Genomic DNA, 22,379 nt, shown 5'->3' on the forward strand with positions numbered 1-22,379 from the left:
GCGTTGCGGGTCGGTCAGGTCGCCTGGCAGCCGGTGTGGTAGCGGCCGGCGGTGGCGACGCCGTGAAGCATGAGATCGGTCATGATGTCGGCGAGCTCGTCGTCCGATGCGTCCATGTCGTGCAGCACCCACTGGTTGATCACTTCGCAGATCGCGCCAGCCCAATAGGCGGCGGCGTACCGCGGTCCGACCTCATGACGGGAGGCGCTGCCGTTCATGCTCGCGCACATCCGTTCGCGTAGTCGGTCGGCCTGCCCGGCCCGCAGAATCAGCCGGTACTGCGGGGCGATGCGACGCACGCCGGCCAGCATGGTCAGCCATGCCTCGCGGGTCTGCGTCATCGGATCGTATTGAAGCAGACTGCGGTTGATCTCCGCGAAGATGGTGGCCAGAAACCCGTCGAGAATCGCCTCCTTCGAGGCATAGTTGCGGTAGTAGGCGTTGCGGGAGACGCCTGCCCGTCGCGCGATGTCGGTAACAGTGATGGAGACGAACGGTTTCGTCTCCATCAGTTGAATAAGCGCCCCTTCAATGCATTCGCGCACAAAGGCGTTGGCTTCCTCGTTGTTGCGATGCAGTGTGGCCAGTCGACGGTCGTCGGGGCGCATGCCGGATCGGACTTCGGCATGCCCGCCGGATGGGTGGGAATGGTTGCTCGTTGCCATGTCACAGTTCCTCGCGTTCTGTCATCGCCGAGCCGTAACGGCTTGCGGCGGCTGTTCGCCGATGATTATCGTCAGTGATGTCACATCTGTACCACCATAATCGGGAAAGCGAACAACAGCCATGAACGACGCCCGTCGCAGCAAGATCATCCTCATCACCGGCGCATCCAGCGGCATCGGCAAACGAACCGCGCTCGCGCTTGCGGCGCAGGGGCACGTCATCATCATGCATGGTCGAAACCCGCACAAGACGCGGGAGGCCCGCGACTGGGTCGTCGACCGGACCGGCAACCACAACGTGCACGCCCGTATCGCCGATCTGTCGCTGATGAGTGAAGTCGCGCGGTTCGCCGATGACATCGCCGCGACCTTCGACCATCTTGACGTACTCGTCAACAATGCCGGCGGACAGTTCGGCTCCGTTCGCGAGACCACGGCGGAAGGTCATGAGAAGACGTTCGCCATCAACACGCTCGCGCCGTTCCTCCTGACGAACCTGCTGCTGCCGCTGCTGGAGCGCAGCCCGTCCGCGCGCATCGTCACCGTCGCCAGCGAATCCTACCGTCAGGGCGGGCGTCCGATCTTCGATGATATCGAATTGGAGCGCAACTATTCGATGCCGCGCGCCTACGGTCTTTCGAAGCTGTATGTCTGGTGGCTCATGCGGCAGTTCGATGCGCGGCTCAAAGCGGCCGGTGTGCGCAACGTCACGGTGAACACAGTGGAACCGGGATCCGCGGTGACCTCGCTGCAGCGGGAATCGATCCGCAAGTCGCCGTGGATGCTGCCGTTGCTCATCCTATGGCTGCCGTTCGTCCGCAGCGCCGCCCATGGCGCGCGCACCAGCGTGCTTATGGCGGCCGACTCATCCGTGGAAGGAGTGAGCGGCGAGTTCTGGGGGCATGAGCGTCGCAAGCGCATCAACGCCAAATGGCTGTCGGAAGAAGGCGAACATCGTATCTGGGACTATTGCGCGCGTGCCTGCGCGCCGTATCTGGGCGGAGCGTCCATGCTGACCGGCCGGAGTGGGGGAGAAAATGGGGTTGCGGACTGAATTCCGGACCGTGACGCGGCGGTTGGGCCGATGTTCTTCGGCGGATTGGACCAAATCGGTCGTTTTGACGTGTCTAACTCCGTGTTCTGTGCGGATTTTGAGGTCCCGTCAACACCAATCCTCGAGTTCTGTGCGCCGTACAAGCAAAACCCGAAGTATGGCGCTTGGAATTTCAACGGTCATACTTCGTTCATGCCGATTTCTCCGCACAGAACTCGAGGATTGGTGTCTGCGAACTGGCGGAATCCGCACAGAACTCGCGGATTGCCGTTGATGCGAATCTATAGCGGGCTGTTTCCGAGGTTGCAAGTGAGAGGTGGGGGAGTCGGATGAGCGCCGAGCGACCAAGTCGCTTATCAACATCGATGCGATTCCGAGCGTGGTCCGAAACGGTGCCTGATGTCTATGGGGAGGACAGCCCCTCATCGTAAAAGGGGCCGCCCTCCCATGAATCCTGTATGAATGCGGATGCGTCTCGCGCCGACTACTTGGCGAGGAACGCCTGGTAGTTCTTCGCGGACTCGGCCAGCGCCTCGTCGGTGATGCCGAAGGCGCTGTAGGTGACGAACGGCTTGATCCACGTGGCACCCACGTAGTTGGACGTGGCCTCGAACGGCACGAGGATCTGGTCGATGGTGAACTTGTTGGCGCCGTCCGTCTGGTAGGCCTCCTCCGGGGATCCGGCGGAGACGGCGACGCCGAACTCCGTGCCCTCGAACGCGTGGCCGTCGCTGCCGTACGCCCAGCCGTGCTGGAGCACCTCATCCTCCCAGGTCTTCAGCAGCGCGGGGGAGGAGAGCCAGTACAGCGGGAACTGGAACACCACGCGGTCGGCGGCCTCGACGGCGGCCTGCTCGGCCTTGACGTCGATCTTGCCGTCCGGGTACAGCGCGTACTCGTCGCGCACGGTCACGTCCGGCATCTCCTCGGCCGCGGCTGCCAGCGCGGCGTTGACGCGGGACTGACCCTTGAGGTCGGGATGGAATACGAGAACCAAAGTCTTCATGATTGTCTCCTTGATGTGGCTTGCGTCTCTTATGCTAGGCCGCCTGACGGATGGTCTGTTTGAGGATGTTGCCATCCGGGCCGAACGAGTAGACGTCGGCCTCGGCGTCGTCCAGCACGAACACCTCGAAGTCGCCGCCGAGGGGAGCGAAGGTGCGCAGCAGCATGGGATTGTCGGCGGCGCACCTTGCACGGGACTCCTCGGAGGTGATGAACCGTGCCGTGCCGTGCAGACGGATCCAGTCGAACTGGCCGTTCATCGCGCACACCTCGACATGGGGATTCGCCTGCAGCTGCGCATAGGTCGGCTTGGAATGATGCGTGGTGAAGGCCGGCTTGCCGTCATAGTCCATGACGAATCCCTGCGGCCGGGTCTTGGGACTGTCGCCGTCCACCGTGGAAAGGTAGAAGACGCCGGCGCCGCGCAGGGCTTCGATGACATCGTTGAGGGTGTTCATGATCGGTTGCTCCTTGGTGTTGGATGTGAGGCTCGATTGGGTGCGGTACGTGCGGTGATCGTGTGTAGCGGTCGTGCGCGGTGATCGGGGCTCACCACGGCAGCGGCTGGCCGTCGCGGAAGAATCCGCCGGTCGGACCGTCGTCGGGCAGCATCGCGGCCCAGGTCACGCTTTTCGCGCTCACCTCGACCGGGCGGCCGAACATGCCCGAGCCGAACGTGTCGGTGATATCCGGGCACACCGCGTTGACGAGGATGTGGTCCTTGGCCAGCTCCTTCGCGGTCTTGATGGTCAGACCGTTCAACGCCAGCTTGGAGATGCCGTAGCCGGAGGCCGGAATGCCCATCGCGCCGTGCAGGAACCCGTACTGAGGGTCGCCGTAGGAGCCGGCGCCGCTGGACACGTTGACGATGCGGCCGTGCTTGGATTTGCGCAGCAGCGGGATGAACTTCTGCGTGACGTTCCACGTGCCGATCACGTTCGTGTCGAGCACCGCGCGCATCTCGGTAAGGTCCTGTTCCTCGACGGACGCGCCCGCGCGCATCGACGCCGCGTTGTTGACGAGCACGTCGAGCCGGCCGAATCGACGGTCGATCTCCGCTGCCGCGGCGGCGACGCTGGCTTCGTCGGTCGTGTCCATCACCACATGGTCGGCGGTGATGCCGGCGTCAACGAGCTCCTGTGCGAGTTGCGCGGTCTCCGGCCGGCGTGCGGCGAGGATCACATGGTATCCGGCCTCGCCCAGCTGGCGGGCGGTCTCGTAGCCCAGGCCGCCCTTGCGGCCCGAGCCGGTGATCAGTGCAATCTGCATGATGTGCGTCCTTTCCGTGTGACGAATCTACTTCGGTATTGCCCGGGTTGCTCAGAACGAGCGGCCGAGCTCGCGCGCCTTGTCCAGATACGGCGTGGCGGCCACCTGACCGGGGGCGAAGACGCCGGCGGCCAGCACCGAGCCGCGGATCTTCCATTCGAGGCTCTCACCGAAGCACATCTCGTAGTAGGAGAGCACGTTCTTGGCAAGCACCTCCTCGGGGCTGGCGCCGGCGACCAGCAGTGCGGACTCCTTGCCGGCCAGATCGTCGTGCGCGTCGAACGGCATACGGTCCATCATCGCCTTGATCTGTGCGGAGAACTGCATCCAGTAGGTCGGCGTGGCGATCACGATGCCGTCGGCCGCCTTCATGGCGTCCATCACCTGAGTCATGTCGTCCTCCGGCTGATCCGGGCTGGTGTACGGCGCGATGCTCATGTCGGCGATCGAAAGTTTCGCCGCGGTGTTGCCGGCCGCCTCGACGCCCTCGATGAACGCGTCGGCGAGCATGTCGGCGTTGCCTCCCTTGGTCGGGCTGCCCTGAATGACGAGGATGTGCTTGCTCATGATTGCTCCTTTGATCGTTCCCAGTGCGGGGCCGAATCGTTGCGATTCGTAATAGTCGTTTTCTTGAACCATGTCTAGAATACATAAGTACATATACTTTTCAACCTAGGTATAGAAAACTGATTTTTGAGATACGACGATGTTAGGATGGGAAGACATGAGCGAAAACGTTGGAATCACCGCGCCGACCTGCGCCATCGGCTATGCGTTCAAGGCGATCGAAGGCAAATGGAAACTGCCCGTCATGTACGTTCTGAGCGAACACGGCACGGCGCGATACAACGAGATCAAACGCGAACTCGGCATCACCAACATGATGCTCACCAACACGCTGCGCGATCTCGAGGAATTCGGGCTCGTCGACCGCGTCCAATACAACGAGGTGCCGCCGCGCGTCGAATACTCGCTCACCGACAACGGCTACGCGATCATCCCCGCCCTCAAGGAATTCGAAAAATGGGGCCAGCTGCTACTCGATGCCAAGCCCACGGCGGAGGACGGCGAAAACGAAAGCGACTGACGCTTGGCCGGCCGCTCGTCCTTGGATGTGACGCCGTAAGCGTCGAAACGATGCCCCGACGGTGGCCGCCGGTCGCTAGGCGAGCAGTACGAACGCCATGGGGATGGTGGCCAGCAGAATCGCTGCGCCGAACGCCGTGAAGATGATGCCCACGGGCGGCGTGTAGTTCGGCACCCGTTGCGCGAACGCGTGCGCCGGATTTGCCGGATCGTAGTACACGGGCATTGTGCTGCCCTGCGGCCACAGCTGCTGTGCCATGGTCCGGTAGTTTGTGACCATGCCGGAGCGCATGTGCAGCACGTCCCTGTCCGACACATAGGCCCCGGAATCCACGTAGGGGTTCAGCGGCGTGATCTTGGAGGTGGTGACATACCCGCGGAACCGACGGTTGACCTTGTAGCCCCGCCCGTCCACCTGATAGCCGATCACGGGGTAGAACTGGTCCCCGCCGGGGAAGCGGTAGTCGATCACCCAGCCGGTGGTCACGGCCGTGCAGCGACGCGCCTTGCCGCGTTGGACGGCGATGACGGCGATGCCGACGATGAGCAGAGCCAGTCCGGGAAGCCCGAGGGTGGCGAGCAGCAGGATTGTGATCTGTGTGTGCGTCATTGCGGTTCCGTTGCCTTCATTCGCGTGGGTATATGCGGTATATGGGTTAAATCTACTCCGCCGGATCCGATTCCTCCAGATGGTTCGGCTGATTCGGGGCCTCGGTCCGTCCCGCATTCGATTCCGACTGGGCGTCGGTGATGCCGGGCAGGGAGTTGATGAGGTGCGAGACCGTTTCCGGCAGATGGGTGCGGGCGATCCATTGGGCTCCTTCGGCATTGAATAATGCGTTGGCGTTGGCCAGCACGCCGAGAATGCCATTGGATGCGAAGTCGACGATGAGCTGCTGGCCTGGGTTGAGCCGTTGGCTATCCAGCCCGATCAGGTCCATCCAGATGTCGACGATGAAGTTCTGCAGCTGCTTGGTCAGACCGGTCGAGCCGTGTGATCCGGTGATGAGCGAGATCTTGTGCACGCTGTGCTGGTATTGCGGAACGTTGATGAAGTGGCTGTACTCGTGATGCAGATCGATGTCGTCCGGCTTGCGGATCAGCCGGGTGATGAATGCGATCAGTCCCTCGTCCTGATAAATCGAAGCGATGGCGTCGTCGGCCAGTTCGACGATGTTCGTGTAGTGGTAGTAGAACGCCGTGCGGTTGAGTCCGCTGGTTCGGGTGACGTCGCTGACGGTGATCCTGTCGTATGGCTTTTCCTCCAACAGTTTCCAGAACGCGTTCTGCATCTTTACGGTTGCCGGTTGCTCGACAGCTTTCGGTCGTGCCATGATTCGTCTCCTTCCGGCCGTGCGCTTGGCCTTGTTGATAACTCGACAGTGTGTCAAATGTTGGGGATTTTTATTCGACACCCTGATGAATAAACTCATTGTACGCATAGGCCGGATCCGTGCGATGCGAGGATCGCGACATGCTTCACAACAGGTACGGGAAAAGAGGAAATCATGCGTACGCACATGCAGCGATATGCGAAATACGTCACTCCGCTGGCGGCCATCGCCCTTGTGTCATGCTTTATGGCATTGATGTTCTATCCGATGATGAACGCCAATATGAAGGAACTGCCGGTGGCCATTTTGTCCCTCGACGAGGGTGCGCAGACCGTGCGGGGCGATATGAACGTCGGCGACATGATGGTCGACAAGCTCACCGAATCCGCGAAATCGTCCGACTCCGACGAGCCGGCGTCGATCAAGTGGGTCAAGGTCTCCACGCAGAAGGAGCTTGACGAGGGGTTTGATAACCGTGACTACTATGCGGCCATCGTGGTGCCGAAGGACTTCACCGCCAAGCAGGTGGCGGTCAAGCAGGCCGCGGTTAAGCAGAACATCGAATCGGCCACCGCGCTGGCGCAGGTCATGACGCAAGCGCAGGCGCAGGCTGCCCAGCAAGGACTGACCGGTGAGGCTGCGCAGCAGTTCGTTCAGGCCTCTCTTCAGAAGGCCGCGGCGGAGCAGGCTCAGTCCGCAGGTGCTTCGGGGTCGTCATCTGCCGCTGTCGAAACCGGCGCGACCGTGAAGCTTGTCATTGACAATGCCAAGAGTCCGCTGATCACCAATCTGCTTAAGCAGAGCGTGCCCGCCATGCTCGAAAAGACCGGCGCCACGGTGAAGGTTACGGTGTTCAATAAAGGTGATGTAACGGCCGACAGCAGCCTGCCCACCGCCACGATGATGGGGCAGAACGTACTCATCATGCCTGTCTACATGATGTCGATGCTCGTGTCGTTCCTGGTCGTAGGTGCGTTCGCGCGCAAGAACTATGACGATCGGACTCAGCGTTGGGCGACGTTCGGTGAGGAGCTTGCGGTGGCGGCCGTCTGGGCATTCTGTGTGGCGCTTGGTGCCGATTGCATCTTCGCCATGCTTGGATCCGGGTGGCTGCCTGGTGGCATGCTTGGATTCCTGTGGTTCGCAAGCTTCGCGCTGATGACCCTGTTCCTTGGTCTGATGAATGTCAACAAGTTCTTCGGGCTCGGCTGCGGCGTACTTGGCTTGGGACTGGGGATGGCCAGTGGCTTGCTGCCGTACGAACTGCTGCCCGAGTTCTGGCAGAACTGGGTGTACGGCTGGGTGCCGCAGCATTTCATCGGCGATGGCGTGCGTGACGTGCTCTACCGTGGCGACGGCTGGTGGAACGTTGGCTCCGAGCCGTTGCTGATCATCCTGTGCGTCGGTCTGGTGATCTTCGTGTGCGCTGGTCTGCTGCCGCTTGGGCGTCACAGGGCGGAGGTCTCCGACGAATGATGACTTGATGCGGACGGGATAAGAGTCCGAGCACATTCTTGTTCAATTGGGCCATTCCGAGCTTTTCGGAATGGCCTTTTGTGTGCATCGTGGGCTATCCGCCGGAATGGAGGTCCTTGGCGGGGGTTGCGGATACCTAACCGGCGATACGGAGGTCCTTTGATTTGAAGAGCGTCGCAATATGGGGCTAACGCCGGATAGCTTTATTGAAAAACATGCCTGTTGTTGTTTGTGTTGTCTGCGGGTCTACTTTTGAGAGGACCTCTTTTTCGGGGGTTAGGCCTGTGCGGGGAGGCGAAAGGACCTCCATTCCGGTAGATAGTCCGTTTGAAGACGATGGGTGGCTGGCTGGCGTGGTTTCGATTCAGGAAAAACTCCACAGGTTCAGCCATATTGTGGATTTTATTAAACACTGTGTCGAATAAAATGACTGTCGGTACCGAACGAGCCGGCGCATGGTGCGCGAAACGGCAGACAAGAGCAGACAAAAAACGGGCGCACCTACTATTACGACCCGCAGCACTAACGAAGGGAATTCATCATGGCATTCCTGCAATTCCACGACGTGGTACGGCAATACGGCAGCGGCGAATCCGCCGTCAAGGCCCTCGACCACGCGACATTCGACATCGAACAGGGCGAACTCGCCATCATCCTCGGAGCCTCCGGCGCCGGCAAATCCACGGCGCTCAACATCCTCGGCGGTATGGATCGCGCCACCTCCGGCAGCGTGATCCTCGACGGCGTGGACATCACCAAGGCGTCCGAGGCACAGCTCACCGACTACCGGCGCTTCGACGTCGGCTTCGTGTTCCAGTTCTACAACCTCGTGCCCAACCTCACCGCCCTGGAAAACGTGGAGCTTGCCTCCCAGATCTGCCCCAACGCGCTCGACGCCCGCGAAACCCTCGACAAGGTGGGACTGGGCGAACGCCTCGCCAACTTCCCCGCACAATTGTCCGGCGGCGAGCAGCAGCGCGTCTCCATCGCCCGCGCGCTCGCCAAGGACCCCAAGCTCCTATTGTGCGATGAGCCGACTGGCGCACTCGACTACAACACCGGCAAGGAGGTGCTCCAGCTCCTGCAGGACTCCTGCCGCCAGCGCGGCATCACCGTGGCGCTCGTTACCCACAACTCCGCGCTCGCGCCCATGGGTGACCGCCTGATCCGCTTCCGCTCCGGCAAGGTCACCGAGATCACGGCGAACCCGAACCCCACGCCCATCGCCGACATCGAATGGTAGGGAAGGGGCGATCATGACAACGACATCAACGACAGTAGCGACAGCGTCCCCAACATCGTCAACATCGCCGGGTCGCCGGTCCCGCCGCTCTACACAACGCCGCACGGCCCTGTGGAAGGACGCCTGGCGCGCCATCGCCAACAACGGCAAACGATTCGCCGCCATCGTGGTGATCTGCGCGGTCGGCGTGATGATGCTCTGCGGGCTCAACGCCGTGGGTCGCGACATCCGCGGCGGCCTCGACGACTTCTTCGATGCCACCCACATGCACGACATCAGCATCGTCTCCACGCTCGGCCTCGACGATGACGACATCACCGCACTGCGCAACGTGGACGGCGTTGACAAGGCCGCCGGCGTGCGTTCCCAGAGCGTGACCACCAAAGTGGACGGCAAACAGGCGTCCGCCACCGTGACCGCGCTCAACGATCAGCGACTCGACCAGCCATACCTGTCTGAAGGCCGGCTGCCGGGCGCCGATCACGAGATCGCCGTCACCCGTCAGTACCTCGATGACAGCGGCAAGTCGATCGGCGATACGCTCACGTTCAAGCCTGACGGTGCCGGCACCGCCGCGACCACATCGACGGCCTCGACATCGTCGGACGGCAACGGCGATGCGAACGATTCCGGCACCTTCGCCGACGGCAAATACACGATCGTCGGCGTGACGGTCGATCCCAACGACATCGTCAACCCGTCCGGCCCGCTCGCCCTCGTCTCCGGAATGAAGACCGTCTACCCGATGTTCGTCGACGCCGCGTCGCTCAGCGCATCCGGCGCCGAAAGCCCCTACACGTCCGCCGTCATCACCGTGTCCGACGCGGCCGCGCTCAACACCTACGACAGCGACTACCTGACCAAGGTCGATGACGTGCGGGGGAATATCGAACACATCCAATCCACTCAGGAACGTCATCGCACCGACACGGTGAAGGCCGCCGCCATCGACACCGCGCTCACCCAGCTCGATGATCAGCGGCAGACCATCGCCGCCATGCCCGACGGCAACCCTATGAAGACCGCCGCCGAACAGAAGCTCAACGACGCCGAACAGCAGATCCGCAGCAAGATCAACGACTCCATCCCGAACGCCACATGGATCCTGCGCGACCGCAGCGCCATCACCAGCTACGAGGACGTCAAGACCCAGAGCGCCATGATCACCCGCCTCGGCACGATGTTCCCCGCCCTGTTCCTCATCATCGCGCTGCTCGTGAGCCTCACTGCTATCACGCGCATGGTGGAGGAGGACCGCCAACTCATCGGCACCTACAAGGCGCTCGGCTACACGCGCGGCGAAACCATGCTCAAATACCTGGTCTATTCGCTCGTCGCCTGCCTCGCCGGCGGCGTGATCGGCGACCTGCTGGGACTGGCCGGACTGCCGTTCGTGTTCACCCGGCGCATGCTGTCGCGCCTCTACGTGCTGCCCGAATATCCGCTGCTCGTCAACTGGGCGCTTGCCGTGGGTGGTGTGCTGCTGTTCGTGATCGTGATCACCGGCAGCGCCATGGTCGCGTGTGGCGGCTCGCTGCGCCTCGACCCGGCCGAGCTCATGCGTCCCAAGGCCCCCAAGGCCGGCCGCACGATCTTCCTGCAGCGCATCGGATTCGTGTGGAACCACCTGTCGTTCCTCGGCAAGGTGACCGCCCGCAACCTGTTCCGGTACAAGAGCCGCGCGCTCATGGTGATCGTCGGCGTGGTGGGCTGCACCGCGCTCATGACCGCCGGATTCGGCATGGGCAACTCCGCGCTCACGCTGATGCCCCGCCAGTACGGCGAGATCTCCACGTACGACATCATGACCGTGACCAAGCCCGCCGACCACGACGACGCGCAGAAGTCGCTCGACGACAATGACAGCGTGACGTCCACACTGCCGCTGCAGGTGGGGTCGGTCACGCTGTCCGCGGCGCAGGACGACGCCGGCTCCGATTCGTCGCAGTCCGATTCCGCACAGTCCGGTTCGGATTCCAAACTGACCGCACAACTCATGGTCATACCGGACGGCGAATCGATCGGCGACTACATCGACCTGCACACCGTCGACGGCACGCCGATCACGCTGAACAAAACCGGCGTGGTGGTGACCGCCAACGCGGCCAAGACGTTCGGCCTGTCGTCCGGCGGCAGGATCGCCCTGACCGACGCCATGGCCAACACCGCCGACATGACGGTGATCGACGTGGCACAGTACTACACCGGCAACGTCGTGATCATGACGCAGACCGCATACGAGAAGGCGTTCGACACTGACATCGCGGTGAACGCCGACCTGATCCAGGCCAAAGGCGACAGTGACGCGAAGATCGCGCTCGCCGACGATCTGTCCGGGCAGGACCAGTATCTGTCGGTGGTCAGCGCGGCCAAGCAGCAGCGCGACTTCTCCAAGAGCTTCGCCATCTTCTTCGTGATGATCGGATTCATCGTGGTCATGGCCGCCATCCTCGCGGTGGTGGTGCTCTACACGCTCGCCTCCACGAACATCTCCGAGCGCGAGCGCGAACTCGCCACCATCAAGGTGCTTGGCTTCCGCAGACGCGAGGTGCATGGCTACGTGAACAAGGAGATGATGCTGCTCAGCCTGATCGGCATCGTGATCGGTCTGCCGTGCGGGCGCGCGCTGCTCGGATTCCTGGTGAGCAAACTCGACCTGCCGGGCATGAACATTGTGCCCAACGTGCAATGGTTCTGCTATGCGGCCGCCGCGGCGCTGGCGTTCCTGTTCACCGTGCTGGTGAGCCGCGCCACCAACCGCTCCCTCGACCGCATCGACATGGTCGGCGCCCTCAAGAGCCCCGAGTGACCGGCTTGCTCCTTATGACCGGAATAATTCGAATATCGTGTGATCGGTCGTCTGGATGACGAGGCCGTGGCCGATGGCTTCCAGAAGCCGGCGCATGAACTTGGCTATGCGTTCGACCAGGAGGCGTTGTCTCGTCTGATCGAATTGTCGAACGGATATCCGTATTTCATTCAGGCATACGGCAAGGCGACATGGAACGCCTCGGACTCCAATCCGATTGCCGTTGACGCCGTGAAACGAGGCGAGCCGGTTGTCCGTGCCGAACTGGATCAGGGGCTGTACGTATCCCGTTGGCAGCGGGCCACTCCCTTGGGACGCGAGTACCTTGCCGCAATGGCTGCGATCGGCGAGACATGTACGTCGTCGCAGGTCGCCAAGCATATGAATCGTATGTCATGACGATGCTTGGTATCACCGAATCGTCCGGTGGCCGTCGCTTGTGGGTGTCCGCGGCCGTGTTATCGCGCTGCATCGGCGCGCCAGATCATGCCGATGTGGGGGATGCCGTCCTCCAGGAACTCGTCGGACACCTGCACGAAGCCGAGCCGCTCGTACATACCGTGCGCATGGGTCTGTGCCTCGATGTGCACGACCGACGCGTTCATGCGGTCTCGCGCCACGGCAAGCCCCTCCTCGACGATGCGCGTGCCCAGACCCCGTCCGCGGCGCAGGGACAGCACGCGGCCGATCGACACCTCGTCGAACGTCACGCCGGCGTCGATCACACGGCAGTACGCTGCAATGCCGGCATCGTCATGCAGGAACACATGCCAGCAGCGGCGATCGGCGTCGTCGACCTCCTGGTACGCACACTCCTGCTCGACCACGAACACGGCCACGCGCACCCGGTAGATCTCATACAACTCGGCCGCGGTCAGGTCCTCGAATCGCTTGATCGTCAAAGTCAGTGCCATGCGCATCAGTATACGGGGGCCGAATGAGTTTCCCGGTCAGGGGGTATTTCGTATGGTGAAAGGATGACGTTACCTGTTACTTCCTGCCCGGTCGATTCGGGTGGTTTCATCGGCGCCATCTCCCAGTGGCTGGTCGGTCTGATGAGCACGTTGGGCGGCTTCGGCGCCGGATTCGCCGTGTTCCTTGAGAACCTGTTCCCTCCGATTCCCAGCGAGGTGATCCTGCCGTTGGCCGGACTCACCGCGGCCCAGGGACATATGGGTCTGGCCGAGGCGATCATCGGCGCCACCTGCGGTTCGGTCGCCGGCGCGCTTGCGTTGTACGGCATCGCTCGGGCCGTGGGCGCGGATCGCATCCGCCGCCTGTTCGACCGCATGCCGCTGACCGACGCCTCCGACATCGACAAGGCGAACGAATGGTTCGCCCGCTACGGTTCCATCTCGATCCTGGTCGGCCGCGTGATCCCCGTGGTCCGCAGTCTGATCTCCATCCCCGCGGGCATTGCCAAGACCAGTCCGCTGCGATTCACGCTGTTGACCGCGATCGGCTCGTCCGTGTGGAACACGTTCCTGGTGATGGCCGGCTATCTGCTCGGCGGTCAGTGGTGTGGCATCCTCACGATCCTCGACCGTCTCGAATACGTGGTGATCGTGGCCGCCGTCGTGTTCGTCGTCTGGTATGTGGCCCGCAAGCTACGCACCCGCCGCGGAAGGCATGCGCGCAAGTAGCGTGTAATTCGACGACTATTTTCCGCTGCCGGTCGTGTGCTTGCGGCAGAAGACGATGGCCATGACCAGACCGACCACGGTGAGACCAACCATGGCGAGGAACGCGATGCTCGCGCCGCGCGGGTTATCGCCGCACGCCACCATGACCGCCACGAAGACGGCCGAGCCAAGCGCGCCGGCGATGGTGCGCAGCGAGGTGAGCAGGGCGCTGGCGTCACTGGCATACTGGCGTTCCACCGAGGCCAGACCCCATGTGGCGGCCGGCATCATCACCATGGAGACGCCGAGCGAGCGCACCGCGGACACCACGGCGATCCACCATACCGGCGTGGACTCGGTGAGGAACCCGAACGGCAGCATGGTCACGGCCAGCAGCGTCATGCCGCCGATGGCCAGCGGATGGATGCCGAACCGGTCGAAGACTCGCCCGGTGATCGGACTCGTCAGCGCCATGACCAGCGAGCCGGGCAGCATGGCGAGCGCGGAGACGGTGACCGATGCCCCGGCCATGCGCTGCATGTAGATCGGCAGGATCGTGGAGCCGGCGATCAGCACCGCGTAGAGGAACATGCTGAGCAATACCGCCACGGTGAAGTCGCGCGTGGCGAAGATGCGCAGTTCGAGGAACGGTCGGTCGATGTGGAATTGGCGTACGGCGAACACGGCAAGGCACACCACGCCCAGGGCGAGCGCGCCCGCCACGTCGAGGCCGAGGAACGGTTTGACACCGAGGTTGCTGGAGCCGAGCTGAAGCCCCACGAATCCGAACGCGCACAGGATGAACGACAGGATGTCGAGATGCGCGTCGGCGGTGGTCTCCAGCACGTTGCGCATGACCGGCAGGGCGAACAACAGCACGATCACGGAGATGCCGCCGGACACCCAGAAGATCGACTGCCAGCCCCAATGGTCGACCATGATGCCGGAGATGGTGGGCGCGATCACGGGTGCGGCGCTCACGGCCAGCCCGTAGGTGCCCATGGCCGCGCCCACGCCGGTGCGCGCGTACAGGGCGAGGATGATGACCTGCGTCATGGACAGCGAGATGCCCGAGCCGAGCGCCTGGATCACGCGGGCGATCATGAGCATGGCGAAGTTGGTGGAGACGGCCGCGGTCAGCAGTCCCGCGGCGAACATGGCGAGGCCGACGAGGAACAGCGGCTTGGTGGGGAAGCGCTTCATCATGAACGCGGTGGCGGGGATGATCACGCCCATGGCGAGCGAGAATCCGCTGGTCAGCCAGTTGCCCAGCACGGCGGAGATGTCGAGCCCGGTCATGATCGCGGGCAGCGCTGTGGTGAGCGACGTCTGTGCGAACGCGCCGGCGATGCACGCGGCGAGCAGCACCGAGAAGATCATCGTGCGCTGACGGTCGGTGATCTCGGGCCCCTGTTGCGTGGCGTTTGCCGCGGTCGTCATGATTTCGTTTTCTCCTCTCCAGCCGTGGAACTTTGCTTGCCTCTGATGCTGTTGATGCCGATGACGGCGGTCAGGCGTTCGTCTTCGGCCGTTCCCGAACAAGGAACGACAGCACGAACGCGACCAGCGCCACGCCCGTGGATACGACGAACACCATATCCACGCCGTGCGCGAGCCCGGCCTGCGCGGATTCCGCCTGTGAGGCCGGTAGCGTGTTCATGGTCATGATCGTGAAGTACAGGGCGATGCCGATGGCGGCCATCGTCTGGCGCAGCGTGTTGTTCATGGCCGTGCCGTGGGGGATGAGCGGGCCGGTCAGCTGGTTGAGCGCGGTGGTGGTCAGCGGCATCAGACAGAACGCCACGCCCGTCATCATCAGCGTGAAGAACACCGCCGGATACCATGCCGGCGTGTCCGCGCCCATGCGTGACAGTGCGAATGCCGAGGCGGCGACCAACGCGATCGCGGGCGGTGCGAGCCTGTGGATGCCGAAGCGGTCGAACAGCTTGCCGGCGATCGGATTGAACACGCCCTCGGCCACGCCGCCGCCCATGAGCAGCAGACCGGACTGCAGCGCGGTCATGCCGAGCGAGTTCTGGATGTACATGGGCAGGATGTTCATCGTCGTGATGAACGTGACGAACACCAGCACCACCACGATCATCGACAGGCTGAACATCGGGCGGGAGAACACGCGGAAGTTGAGCATCGGCTGCTTGAGTCGCAGCTGCCGACCGATGAACACGCACAACGCCACGGCGCCCACGATGAGCGACCCCAGTGTCTCGCGCGCGGTCCAGCCCTCCTGTCCGGCCAGACTGAAGCCGAGCAGCAGGCCGCCGAAGCCCAGCGTGGACAGTACGACCGAGGGGATGTCGATGCTCGGGTCGGTCTGCCGGGTCACATTCCGTACCGTGGGGATGGCGGCGGCGAGCACGGCCACGGCGATCACGATCAGCGGCACGAACAGGAACCGCCACGGCAGGAAGTCGATGATCAGACCGGACAGCGTGGGGCCGAGCGCCGGGGCGAACGCGATCACCAGGCCGAACCAGCCCATCGCCGTGCCGCGCTTCTCCGGCGGGAACGTGAGGAACAGCACGGTTTGCAGCAGCGGCATGAGGATGCCCGCGCCGCACGCCTGCAGTACGCGGCCGGCGAGCAGCACCCAGAAGCCGGGCGCCGCCGTGCACACGATCGTGCCGAACAGGAACATGCCCACTGCGTAGAAGAACAGCTGCCGCGTGGTGAACTTCTGGATCAGGAATGCGGTGATCGGGATCATGATGCCGTTGGTGAGCATGAATCCGGTGCTCAGCCACTGGGCGGTGTTGCTGGTGATGTCGAACTCGCGCATCAGGTGCGGCAGGGCCGACGTCATCAGCGTCTGATTGAGGATGGCGGTGAACGAGCCGACCATCATGATGATGATCGGCAGGATCGGATGCTTCCCGGCTTGTTCGGGAGTTTTCGATCGTTTGGTTTCGGGCATGGCTGGCATAGGGCACCTCGCAGATATCTCATGATCGGAATCCAGCCGATTTCGGTCGTCGTGTGGTGCCTCCGCGATTCGTCGTTCCCGCGGGCCGGTGCGATGCCGGGCGAATGCGGGTGGCACGGCGAATGAATCCTGACGCTGATGGTCAGACACGGATGGATGACGTAGCCCCCGCGAGGATTCCCCGTATAAAATCCGCGTATCAGTCTATCGGCGCCGCGGACAAGCGCTCGGGGACGGATAACGCCCCTTCCTTAGGTGATTTCCCGTTGCGGCAGACATCTATCTCCTCTTCCCTAGGTCCTTGCGTAAGTAGATGCCCAACGCGGTCGAGGGGAATGCCGTCGTTTCGTAGTTGTTTGCGGTACTTTTCGGGCTGGAACTATCTAATTGTGCCGGCATCTACTTTGGGAAGTACCTAAGGAGCGGGAGATAGACCGTTGTCGTCGAGCGTAAGTACCTAGCGAACGAGAGATAGGTTGCGGTGATGCCGCTGTCCAATCGACGATGGATAATGAAACCGATTTCATAACTCGGGGGTCAGACTGCAGGCATGGAAGCCACGCGGATTCGTGATCACTCCCGTAAGGACGTAAGTGCCACCGGAAGGAAGGTATGAATATGTCAACCAACAGCAATGCGAACGGCAGCATCGGCGGCAAGCCCACCCGCACCGACATGCTCGCCCACATGGGCAGCGTCCAGCAGGCCGCCTACGTGCGCCCGATCGAATACCAGGAGGGCCGGGCCCACGGCCTGCGCGCTATCGAGGTGAAGAACGGACCGCTGCGCTTCATGTCCATGGCAGACCGCGCGCTGGACGTGGCGCAGATCGAATACCGCGGCGAGAACCTCACGTTCCTGTCCAAGCCCGGTCTCAACGGCCGCAACCAGTTCGATACCAACGGTTTGGAGGCGCAGCGTTCGATCATGGGTGGTCTGTTCTTCACCTGCGGGTTCGAGAACATCTGCGCGCCGTACGTCACGCCCGAGGGCGGCGACTACCCGGCCGGCAGCTATCCGATGCACGGCCGCATCCGCACAACGCCCGCCGAGCACGTCTGCTCCGACGCCTATTGGAACGAGGACGGCGACTACGTGCTGGAGCTGAGCGGCGAGATGCGTGAGGCCGAACTGTTCGGCGAGAACATGGTGCTTCGCCGCCGCATCACCAGCGTCTATGGCACGCCGTCCATCACGGTCGAGGACGAGGTGACCAACGAGTCCTTCCGCAACGAGCCGCTGATGTGGATGTACCACTGCAACTTCGGCTGGCCGCTGCTCGACGACGGCGCCCGGGTGATCATCCCGAGCCGCAGGGCCACGCCGCGCGACGAGACCACCGCCGCCGACACCACCCCGTGGAGCGAGATCGGCGCGCCCGAGGCCAACAAGCCGGAAAGCGTGTACCTGCACGATCTGGCCGCCGACGCCAACGGCCGCAGCTTCGCCGCCGTGGTGAACCGTGGTCTCGGTCTCGGCGTCGTCATCGACTTCGCCGCCAAGGACTTCCCGTACTTCATGGAATGGAAGTCGATGGGCTCCGGCGACTACGTGGTCGGCCTCGAACCGTCGAACTCCAGCGTGCACGGCCGCGGCTGGCACGAGAAGCGCGGCGACCTGCACATGATCGCGCCGCAGACCAGCGAGCGCAAGACCGTCACCTTCACGGTGATCGAGGGCGGTGAGGCCATCGACGCGCTCATCGCCCGCCGCGACGCCCTGCTCGCGTAGCGCTTCGACGTTCTTCTACTTGGCGAGCCACTGCGCGTAGTTCGCGGCGGCCTCGTCGATCTGCGCGTCGGTCTGCTCGGGCGTGCAGCCGTACACGGCGAACGGCTCGCCCCAACTGCCCTCCACGTATTCGGCGGTGATGCGCATGGGGTTGAGCACCTCGTCAATGGTGGCGCGGAACTTGCCCTCGGGCGTGTACTCGTCGGCCGTGCTGCCGCAGCTCACCGCGCAGCGGAACTCCTTGCCCACGAGCTTGTCGCCGCCGGGGCCATACGCCCAGCCGAAGGCGAGCACATCGTCCTCCCACTGCTTGAGCAGCGCGGGGGAGGAGTACCAGTACATGGGGAACTGCCAGACGATGCGGTCCGCCTTGAGTAGCGCGGCCTGCTCGGTGGCCACGTCGATCGCCGCGGCGCCCGGATGCGAACCGGCCGCCGGGTACGCCGCATACTCGTCCACCACGGTCACATTGCCCACCGCGCGCGCGGCCGCGGCCAGCGCCTTGTTGACGCGCGACGCGCCCTCGAGATCCGGATGAAACACCAGCACCAGCGTCTTCACGGGCGCGGTGAGGGACGGACTTTCGTTCGACGTGGCTGCCTCGCTTGCTGTGTTTTCGGCCATATCTGCTCCTTTGCCGGTAATCGGTCGTTATACCGTCTCCACCATACCGCCGTTCGTCGCCATTACGCTGAATGCGTCGGAATCGAATCCGCCACATTGCCGATGACCCGAGCCGGATTGCCGGCCACGATCGCGTTCTCCGGCACGTCATGCGTGACGATCGCGCCGGCGCCGATGATCGCGTTGTCGCCCACCGTCACGCCCTGCAATACGATCGCGCCCGCGCCGATCCACACGCGCTCGCCGATCGTGATGGGCCGGGAGATGGTGGTGGGGCGGTTGTACGGGTTGCGGTCGTGGTTGGTGGTGATGAGCTGCACGTTCGGTCCGATGAACGTGCCGTCGCCGATGGTGATGCCGCCGCGGTCCATCATCACGCATCCCCAGTTGACGAATACGTTGCGCCCGACGGTGATGTTGTGGCCGAAGTCCGTGTGGAACGGCGGGTTTATGCGGAACGTCGGGTCGACCGGATGGCCGACGATCCGCTCGAACATGTCGTGCGTCTCCTCCGGCGTGTGATAACCGGCGTTGAGTTCGGCGCACAGCCGCATGGATTCGCGGATGATGCTGCTGATCGCGGCGTATTCGGGGTCGAACGGCGACACGGGTATGCCGCTGCGATCCCGTTCGAGGATGCTTGGGATATCGGGGCTGTCTGGGGTGTCTGGATTTTCGGGTCTGCCGGGACTGTTCGTCATGATCGTTCCTTTTCGAAGGCGGTTCTCCGTGCAATTGTGGCACTGGGGTTTGCTGAGCTGACTTCATTGAACCGCTCACGAAAAGCAATATCCAATAGGTATTATTCATGCCGACTCATGCCCATAAAGCATGATGCCTTTACCGGTGTGCTCCCTACGAATTCACGAACCGTTCGAACTCCGTCGCCGCGGGGGAGCGCGCCCCCTGTTTTTTCCATACGAACACGGTGCCGCATGTCAGCGTCGGACTCAGTGGGATCATGCGCACGTCGGGGTAGGTGTTGCCGAGGTCGTAGCACATGAACAGGCCCATGCCGTTGGCCGTCATGTTCGCGCCGTTGCTGGGCAGGTTGCAGTATCCGGCGATGGTAAGCCGTTCGGCGCGTTCGGTGCCGAACCAGTTGACGAGCACCTTGCGTACGGATTCCCGTGCGGGCAGGATCAGCGGCGTGCCGGTGAGATCGTCGGGTGTGACCGCGTCGTGGGAGGCCAGCGGATGGTGTTCGGGGACGAGCACGCCCCAATGGTCGGGGACGTCCAGACGACGGTATTCGTATTGGCTGACGTCGATGGGTTCGGTGAGCAGACCGAAGTCCATGAGTCCCTGCTCGATCTGGTCCTGGATGACGTCGGATGTGGTGCTGGTCACCTGGAAGCGGACGTTCGGATGGAGTTTGCGGAAGGCGGTCATGCGCTGCGAGAGGAATGTCATGGCTCGGACCTCGCCGCAGCCGATCACGATTTCGCCGCTGATCTCGTTTTCGGTCTGCTTGAGTTCGATTTCGGTTTTGTCGGCCAGTGAGACGATGGTCTGCGCCCGTTCGCGCAGCAGTCGTCCCTCGTCGGTGAGGGTGATGGTGTGGGGGCCACGATGGAAGAGCGTGACGCCGAGCTCCTCCTCGAGCTGCTTGAGCTGACGGGAAAGGGTGGGCTGGGAGATGCGCAGCAGCTGGGCAGCCCAGGTGATGTTGCCTTCCTCGGCCACCGCCAGAAAATACCGCAGCACCCGCAGTTCCATATTGCCTCTTTCCATTACGTTTTGGCGCGAGAATCCACCGATACAGATCCCTTCTGGTTCCCCTCTCCGAGGGGAGCTGTCGGCGATAGCCGACTGAGGGGAGGCGCGAGCAGATGCTTTTTGGCCAAGACTCCCCTCAGTCTGCCGTTGGCAGACAGCTCGTCCTGCAAGTATGGACGGGCTACGCCCGCAGTTTGCTGGCTCGCCTGTCGGCTCGCCCAAGGCCTGAAAATACCGCCGGCATTTTCAGATCGGCCTTGGCCTCAAAGAGGGGAGCCAACGAAAGTGCCTGAAGTGAGATAACGCGTGCGGCTTCAAGGCGCAGCGGATGAAGGCGTACGATGGTACGTCGAATCCGCTGCAACGCAGAAGACTCTCCGTTATCTTTCCTTCCTGAAGTGACGTAATGCATGCGTCGTCAAGGCGCGGCAGGCGAAGGCGTACAGCGGTACGTCGAGTCTGCCGTAACGCCGACGTCGCTCCATTACGTCACTTCAGGGCTTTGGCACCGATGTCGTGGCGATAAAACAGCCCCGGCGTTTCGAGCGAGTCGATGATCGCGTACACCTTGTCCTGTGCTGCCTGAAGGGTGTCGGCGGTGGTTTCGACGAGGAGGACGCGGCCGGAGTTGGCGACGAGGTGATCGCCGTCACGCTGGACGCCGGCGTAGTAGACGTGGGAGTCGGGGTCGACGGGGATGGAGGGGACGTGGGCGCCCTTGATGACATTGACGGGGTAGCCGTCGGAGGCGAGGACGACGCCGAGGGTGGCGCGCTGGTCGTCCCAAGTGAAGACGGGGGAGTCGCCGTTGAGGAGGGCCCAGATGCCGGCGCCGAGGTCGGAGGTGAGCTTGGGGAGGACGACTTCGGTTTCGGGGTCGCCGAAGCGGGCGTTGAATTCGATGACCTTGGGGCCGTCGGCGGTGGCGATGAGGCCGGCGTAGAGGATGCCGTTGAAGGGGGTGCCTTCGTCGACCATGGCGGCGGTGACGGGCTTGACGATGGTTTCGATGGCCTGGTCGATGACGCTCTGGGCGATCTGGGGGACGGGGCTGTAGGCGCCCATGCCGCCGGTGTTGGGGCCTTCGTCGTTGTCGTAGGCGCGCTTGTGGTCCTGGGAGATGGGCATGGCCCAGAATTCCTTGCCGCGCACGAAGCTCATGAGGGAGAATTCCTGGCCTTCGAGGAATTCCTCGATGACGACGGATGCGCCGGCGGCGCCGAAGCGGTGGTCGACGAAGATGTCTTCGAGGGCCTTGTAGGCGTCGTCCTCGGTCATGGCGACGGTGACGCCCTTGCCGGCGGCGAGTCCGTCGGCCTTGACGACGATGGGGGCGCCCTTGGCTTCGACGTAGGCGCGAGCGTCGGCGAGGTTGTCGAAGGTGGCGTAGGCGGCGGTGGGAACGTTGTGGCGTTCCATGAGCTCCTTGGCGAAGGTCTTGGAGCCTTCGATCTGGGCGGCGACCTTGTTGGGGCCGAATGCCTTGATACCGGCGGCTTCGAAGTCGTCGACGAGGCCTTCGATCAGCGGGACCTCGGGGCCGACGAACGCCCAGTCGATGCCGTTCTGCTTGGCGTATTCGATGAGTTCGGCATGGTTGGATTCGTCGATCTGGACGAGCTTGATGCCGTCGGATTCCATGCCGGGGTTGCCGGGGGCGCAGTGCACTTCGCTGACGGTGTCGCCCTTGAGGAGGGTGTGGGAGATGGTGTGTTCGCGGGCGCCGGAGCCGATGACGAGGACTTTCTGACCCATGGTCCTTGTGTTCCTTTCAGATTCAGTGTGGGATCGATCGGTGCGA

The 22,379-nt window shown here is 63.0% G+C and carries 22 protein-coding genes; 8 read left to right on the top strand and 14 right to left on the bottom strand.

The features are described 5' to 3' along the window. Positions 1 to 14: 14 nt before the first annotated feature. Positions 15 to 665 carry a TetR/AcrR family transcriptional regulator gene (locus tag Tam10B_RS04175; RefSeq protein WP_093960002.1) on the bottom strand — a complete coding sequence of 217 codons (651 nt, stop codon included), beginning with the start codon at positions 663 to 665 and terminating at the stop codon, positions 15 to 17. Between the two features lie 121 nt (positions 666 to 786). Here Tam10B_RS04175 and Tam10B_RS04180 point away from each other — a divergent pair, with 121 nt between their 5' ends. After that, on the top strand, positions 787 to 1,719 hold the full coding sequence (locus tag Tam10B_RS04180) for an SDR family NAD(P)-dependent oxidoreductase (RefSeq protein WP_093960003.1): 933 nt from the start codon (positions 787 to 789) through the stop codon (positions 1,717 to 1,719). Between the two features lie 484 nt (positions 1,720 to 2,203). Here the strand turns inward: Tam10B_RS04180 and Tam10B_RS04185 are convergent, their stop codons facing one another. The 4 genes from Tam10B_RS04185 to Tam10B_RS04200 form a co-directional block, all read right to left on the bottom strand. Continuing rightward, a complete protein-coding gene (locus tag Tam10B_RS04185; RefSeq protein ID WP_093960004.1) occupies positions 2,204 to 2,725 on the bottom strand; it encodes an NAD(P)H-dependent oxidoreductase in 522 nt (173 codons plus the stop codon). A 34-nt stretch (positions 2,726 to 2,759) separates the two neighbouring features. Continuing rightward, positions 2,760 to 3,182 (bottom strand): pyridoxamine 5'-phosphate oxidase family protein, encoded by a 423-nt coding sequence (locus Tam10B_RS04190; protein WP_093960005.1) that lies wholly within the window; start codon positions 3,180 to 3,182, stop codon positions 2,760 to 2,762. Positions 3,183 to 3,273: 91 nt separating this feature from the next. Then, positions 3,274 to 3,993, bottom strand: a complete 720-nt coding sequence (locus tag Tam10B_RS04195; protein WP_198947521.1) for an SDR family NAD(P)-dependent oxidoreductase — start codon at positions 3,991 to 3,993, stop codon at positions 3,274 to 3,276. A 51-nt stretch (positions 3,994 to 4,044) separates the two neighbouring features. Further along, positions 4,045 to 4,560 (bottom strand): flavodoxin family protein, encoded by a 516-nt coding sequence (locus tag Tam10B_RS04200; RefSeq protein WP_158214129.1) that lies wholly within the window; start codon positions 4,558 to 4,560, stop codon positions 4,045 to 4,047. A gap of 157 nt (positions 4,561 to 4,717) precedes the next feature. Here Tam10B_RS04200 and Tam10B_RS04205 point away from each other — a divergent pair, with 157 nt between their 5' ends. Then, positions 4,718 to 5,080 carry a winged helix-turn-helix transcriptional regulator gene (locus tag Tam10B_RS04205; protein ID WP_093960008.1) on the top strand — a complete coding sequence of 121 codons (363 nt, stop codon included), beginning with the start codon at positions 4,718 to 4,720 and terminating at the stop codon, positions 5,078 to 5,080. Positions 5,081 to 5,155: 75 nt separating this feature from the next. Here the strand turns inward: Tam10B_RS04205 and Tam10B_RS04210 are convergent, their stop codons facing one another. Together Tam10B_RS04210 and Tam10B_RS04215 are read right to left on the bottom strand one after the other, a co-directional pair. Then, on the bottom strand, positions 5,156 to 5,689 hold the full coding sequence (locus tag Tam10B_RS04210; protein ID WP_093960009.1) for a DUF3592 domain-containing protein: 534 nt from the start codon (positions 5,687 to 5,689) through the stop codon (positions 5,156 to 5,158). A gap of 52 nt (positions 5,690 to 5,741) precedes the next feature. Next, positions 5,742 to 6,413: a TetR/AcrR family transcriptional regulator gene (locus Tam10B_RS04215; RefSeq protein WP_158214130.1), complete on the bottom strand. Its 672-nt coding sequence runs from the start codon at positions 6,411 to 6,413 to the stop codon at positions 5,742 to 5,744. 174 nt (positions 6,414 to 6,587) lie between these two features. On the opposite strand from Tam10B_RS04215, the gene Tam10B_RS04220 reads away from it, so the two are divergent. From Tam10B_RS04220 to Tam10B_RS04235, 4 genes are all read left to right on the top strand, one after another. After that, on the top strand, positions 6,588 to 7,889 hold the full coding sequence (locus tag Tam10B_RS04220) for an ABC transporter permease (protein WP_093960011.1): 1,302 nt from the start codon (positions 6,588 to 6,590) through the stop codon (positions 7,887 to 7,889). Between the two features lie 541 nt (positions 7,890 to 8,430). Further along, entirely contained in the window at positions 8,431 to 9,132 is a 702-nt protein-coding gene (locus tag Tam10B_RS04225; RefSeq protein ID WP_093960012.1) for an ABC transporter ATP-binding protein, read from the top strand. Positions 9,133 to 9,145: 13 nt separating this feature from the next. After that, entirely contained in the window at positions 9,146 to 11,941 is a 2,796-nt protein-coding gene (locus Tam10B_RS04230; RefSeq protein ID WP_093960013.1) for an ABC transporter permease, read from the top strand. 39 nt (positions 11,942 to 11,980) lie between these two features. Further along, complete coding sequence (locus Tam10B_RS04235; protein WP_093960014.1) at positions 11,981 to 12,340, top strand: hypothetical protein; 360 nt, start codon at positions 11,981 to 11,983, stop codon at positions 12,338 to 12,340. Positions 12,341 to 12,399: 59 nt separating this feature from the next. Here Tam10B_RS04235 and Tam10B_RS04240 read toward each other — a convergent pair whose 3' ends face one another. Continuing rightward, on the bottom strand, positions 12,400 to 12,855 hold the full coding sequence (locus Tam10B_RS04240) for a GNAT family N-acetyltransferase (RefSeq protein ID WP_198947522.1): 456 nt from the start codon (positions 12,853 to 12,855) through the stop codon (positions 12,400 to 12,402). Positions 12,856 to 12,918: 63 nt separating this feature from the next. On the opposite strand from Tam10B_RS04240, the gene Tam10B_RS04245 reads away from it, so the two are divergent. Beyond that, positions 12,919 to 13,584, top strand: a complete 666-nt coding sequence (locus tag Tam10B_RS04245) for a DedA family protein (RefSeq protein ID WP_093960015.1) — start codon at positions 12,919 to 12,921, stop codon at positions 13,582 to 13,584. Positions 13,585 to 13,599: 15 nt separating this feature from the next. Here the strand turns inward: Tam10B_RS04245 and Tam10B_RS04250 are convergent, their stop codons facing one another. Then, a complete protein-coding gene (locus Tam10B_RS04250; protein ID WP_093960016.1) occupies positions 13,600 to 15,003 on the bottom strand; it encodes an MFS transporter in 1,404 nt (467 codons plus the stop codon). A gap of 70 nt (positions 15,004 to 15,073) precedes the next feature. After that, entirely contained in the window at positions 15,074 to 16,495 is a 1,422-nt protein-coding gene (locus tag Tam10B_RS04255; RefSeq protein WP_093960017.1) for an MDR family MFS transporter, read from the bottom strand. Between the two features lie 621 nt (positions 16,496 to 17,116). Between Tam10B_RS04255 and Tam10B_RS04260 the strand changes: the two genes are divergently transcribed. After that, positions 17,117 to 18,235: an aldose 1-epimerase family protein gene (locus Tam10B_RS04260; protein WP_233133579.1), complete on the top strand. Its 1,119-nt coding sequence runs from the start codon at positions 17,117 to 17,119 to the stop codon at positions 18,233 to 18,235. A 15-nt stretch (positions 18,236 to 18,250) separates the two neighbouring features. Here Tam10B_RS04260 and Tam10B_RS04265 read toward each other — a convergent pair whose 3' ends face one another. The 4 genes from Tam10B_RS04265 to purD form a co-directional block, all read right to left on the bottom strand. Next, positions 18,251 to 18,859, bottom strand: a complete 609-nt coding sequence (locus Tam10B_RS04265; RefSeq protein ID WP_233133580.1) for an NAD(P)H-dependent oxidoreductase — start codon at positions 18,857 to 18,859, stop codon at positions 18,251 to 18,253. A 62-nt stretch (positions 18,860 to 18,921) separates the two neighbouring features. Then, positions 18,922 to 19,560: a sugar O-acetyltransferase gene (locus Tam10B_RS04270; protein WP_093960019.1), complete on the bottom strand. Its 639-nt coding sequence runs from the start codon at positions 19,558 to 19,560 to the stop codon at positions 18,922 to 18,924. 154 nt (positions 19,561 to 19,714) lie between these two features. Next, the gene (locus Tam10B_RS04275) at positions 19,715 to 20,578 is read right to left on the bottom strand and encodes a LysR family transcriptional regulator (RefSeq protein WP_093960020.1); all 864 of its coding nucleotides are present in this window, start codon (positions 20,576 to 20,578) and stop codon (positions 19,715 to 19,717) included. Positions 20,579 to 21,067: 489 nt separating this feature from the next. Then, positions 21,068 to 22,333, bottom strand: coding sequence for a phosphoribosylamine--glycine ligase (purD, locus tag Tam10B_RS04280; protein WP_093960021.1), 1,266 nt, complete (start codon positions 22,331 to 22,333; stop codon positions 21,068 to 21,070). Positions 22,334 to 22,379 lie beyond the last annotated feature (46 nt).

The organism is Bifidobacterium vansinderenii, from assembly GCF_002234915.1.
GTDB lineage: Bacteria > Actinomycetota > Actinomycetes > Actinomycetales > Bifidobacteriaceae > Galliscardovia > Galliscardovia vansinderenii.

Coding starts and splice junctions, on each gene's coding strand:
- Tam10B_RS04195 (WP_198947521.1), bottom strand. CDS start 3,993: ATGCAGATTGCACTGATCACCGGCTCGGGCCGCAAGGGCGGCCTGGGC.
- Tam10B_RS04260 (WP_233133579.1), top strand. CDS start 17,117: ATGAATATGTCAACCAACAGCAATGCGAACGGCAGCATCGGCGGCAAG.
- Tam10B_RS04205 (WP_093960008.1), top strand. CDS start 4,718: ATGAGCGAAAACGTTGGAATCACCGCGCCGACCTGCGCCATCGGCTAT.
- Tam10B_RS04210 (WP_093960009.1), bottom strand. CDS start 5,689: ATGACGCACACACAGATCACAATCCTGCTGCTCGCCACCCTCGGGCTT.
- Tam10B_RS04270 (WP_093960019.1), bottom strand. CDS start 19,560: ATGACGAACAGTCCCGGCAGACCCGAAAATCCAGACACCCCAGACAGC.
- Tam10B_RS04255 (WP_093960017.1), bottom strand. CDS start 16,495: ATGCCCGAAACCAAACGATCGAAAACTCCCGAACAAGCCGGGAAGCAT.
- Tam10B_RS04175 (WP_093960002.1), bottom strand. CDS start 665: ATGGCAACGAGCAACCATTCCCACCCATCCGGCGGGCATGCCGAAGTC.
- Tam10B_RS04200 (WP_158214129.1), bottom strand. CDS start 4,560: ATGAGCAAGCACATCCTCGTCATTCAGGGCAGCCCGACCAAGGGAGGC.
- Tam10B_RS04180 (WP_093960003.1), top strand. CDS start 787: ATGAACGACGCCCGTCGCAGCAAGATCATCCTCATCACCGGCGCATCC.
- Tam10B_RS04275 (WP_093960020.1), bottom strand. CDS start 20,578: ATGGAACTGCGGGTGCTGCGGTATTTTCTGGCGGTGGCCGAGGAAGGC.
- Tam10B_RS04190 (WP_093960005.1), bottom strand. CDS start 3,182: ATGAACACCCTCAACGATGTCATCGAAGCCCTGCGCGGCGCCGGCGTC.
- Tam10B_RS04265 (WP_233133580.1), bottom strand. CDS start 18,859: ATGGCCGAAAACACAGCAAGCGAGGCAGCCACGTCGAACGAAAGTCCG.
- Tam10B_RS04250 (WP_093960016.1), bottom strand. CDS start 15,003: ATGACGACCGCGGCAAACGCCACGCAACAGGGGCCCGAGATCACCGAC.
- Tam10B_RS04185 (WP_093960004.1), bottom strand. CDS start 2,725: ATGAAGACTTTGGTTCTCGTATTCCATCCCGACCTCAAGGGTCAGTCC.
- purD (WP_093960021.1), bottom strand. CDS start 22,333: ATGGGTCAGAAAGTCCTCGTCATCGGCTCCGGCGCCCGCGAACACACC.
- Tam10B_RS04215 (WP_158214130.1), bottom strand. CDS start 6,413: ATGGCACGACCGAAAGCTGTCGAGCAACCGGCAACCGTAAAGATGCAG.
- Tam10B_RS04240 (WP_198947522.1), bottom strand. CDS start 12,855: ATGGCACTGACTTTGACGATCAAGCGATTCGAGGACCTGACCGCGGCC.
- Tam10B_RS04230 (WP_093960013.1), top strand. CDS start 9,146: ATGACAACGACATCAACGACAGTAGCGACAGCGTCCCCAACATCGTCA.
- Tam10B_RS04245 (WP_093960015.1), top strand. CDS start 12,919: ATGACGTTACCTGTTACTTCCTGCCCGGTCGATTCGGGTGGTTTCATC.
- Tam10B_RS04220 (WP_093960011.1), top strand. CDS start 6,588: ATGCGTACGCACATGCAGCGATATGCGAAATACGTCACTCCGCTGGCG.
- Tam10B_RS04225 (WP_093960012.1), top strand. CDS start 8,431: ATGGCATTCCTGCAATTCCACGACGTGGTACGGCAATACGGCAGCGGC.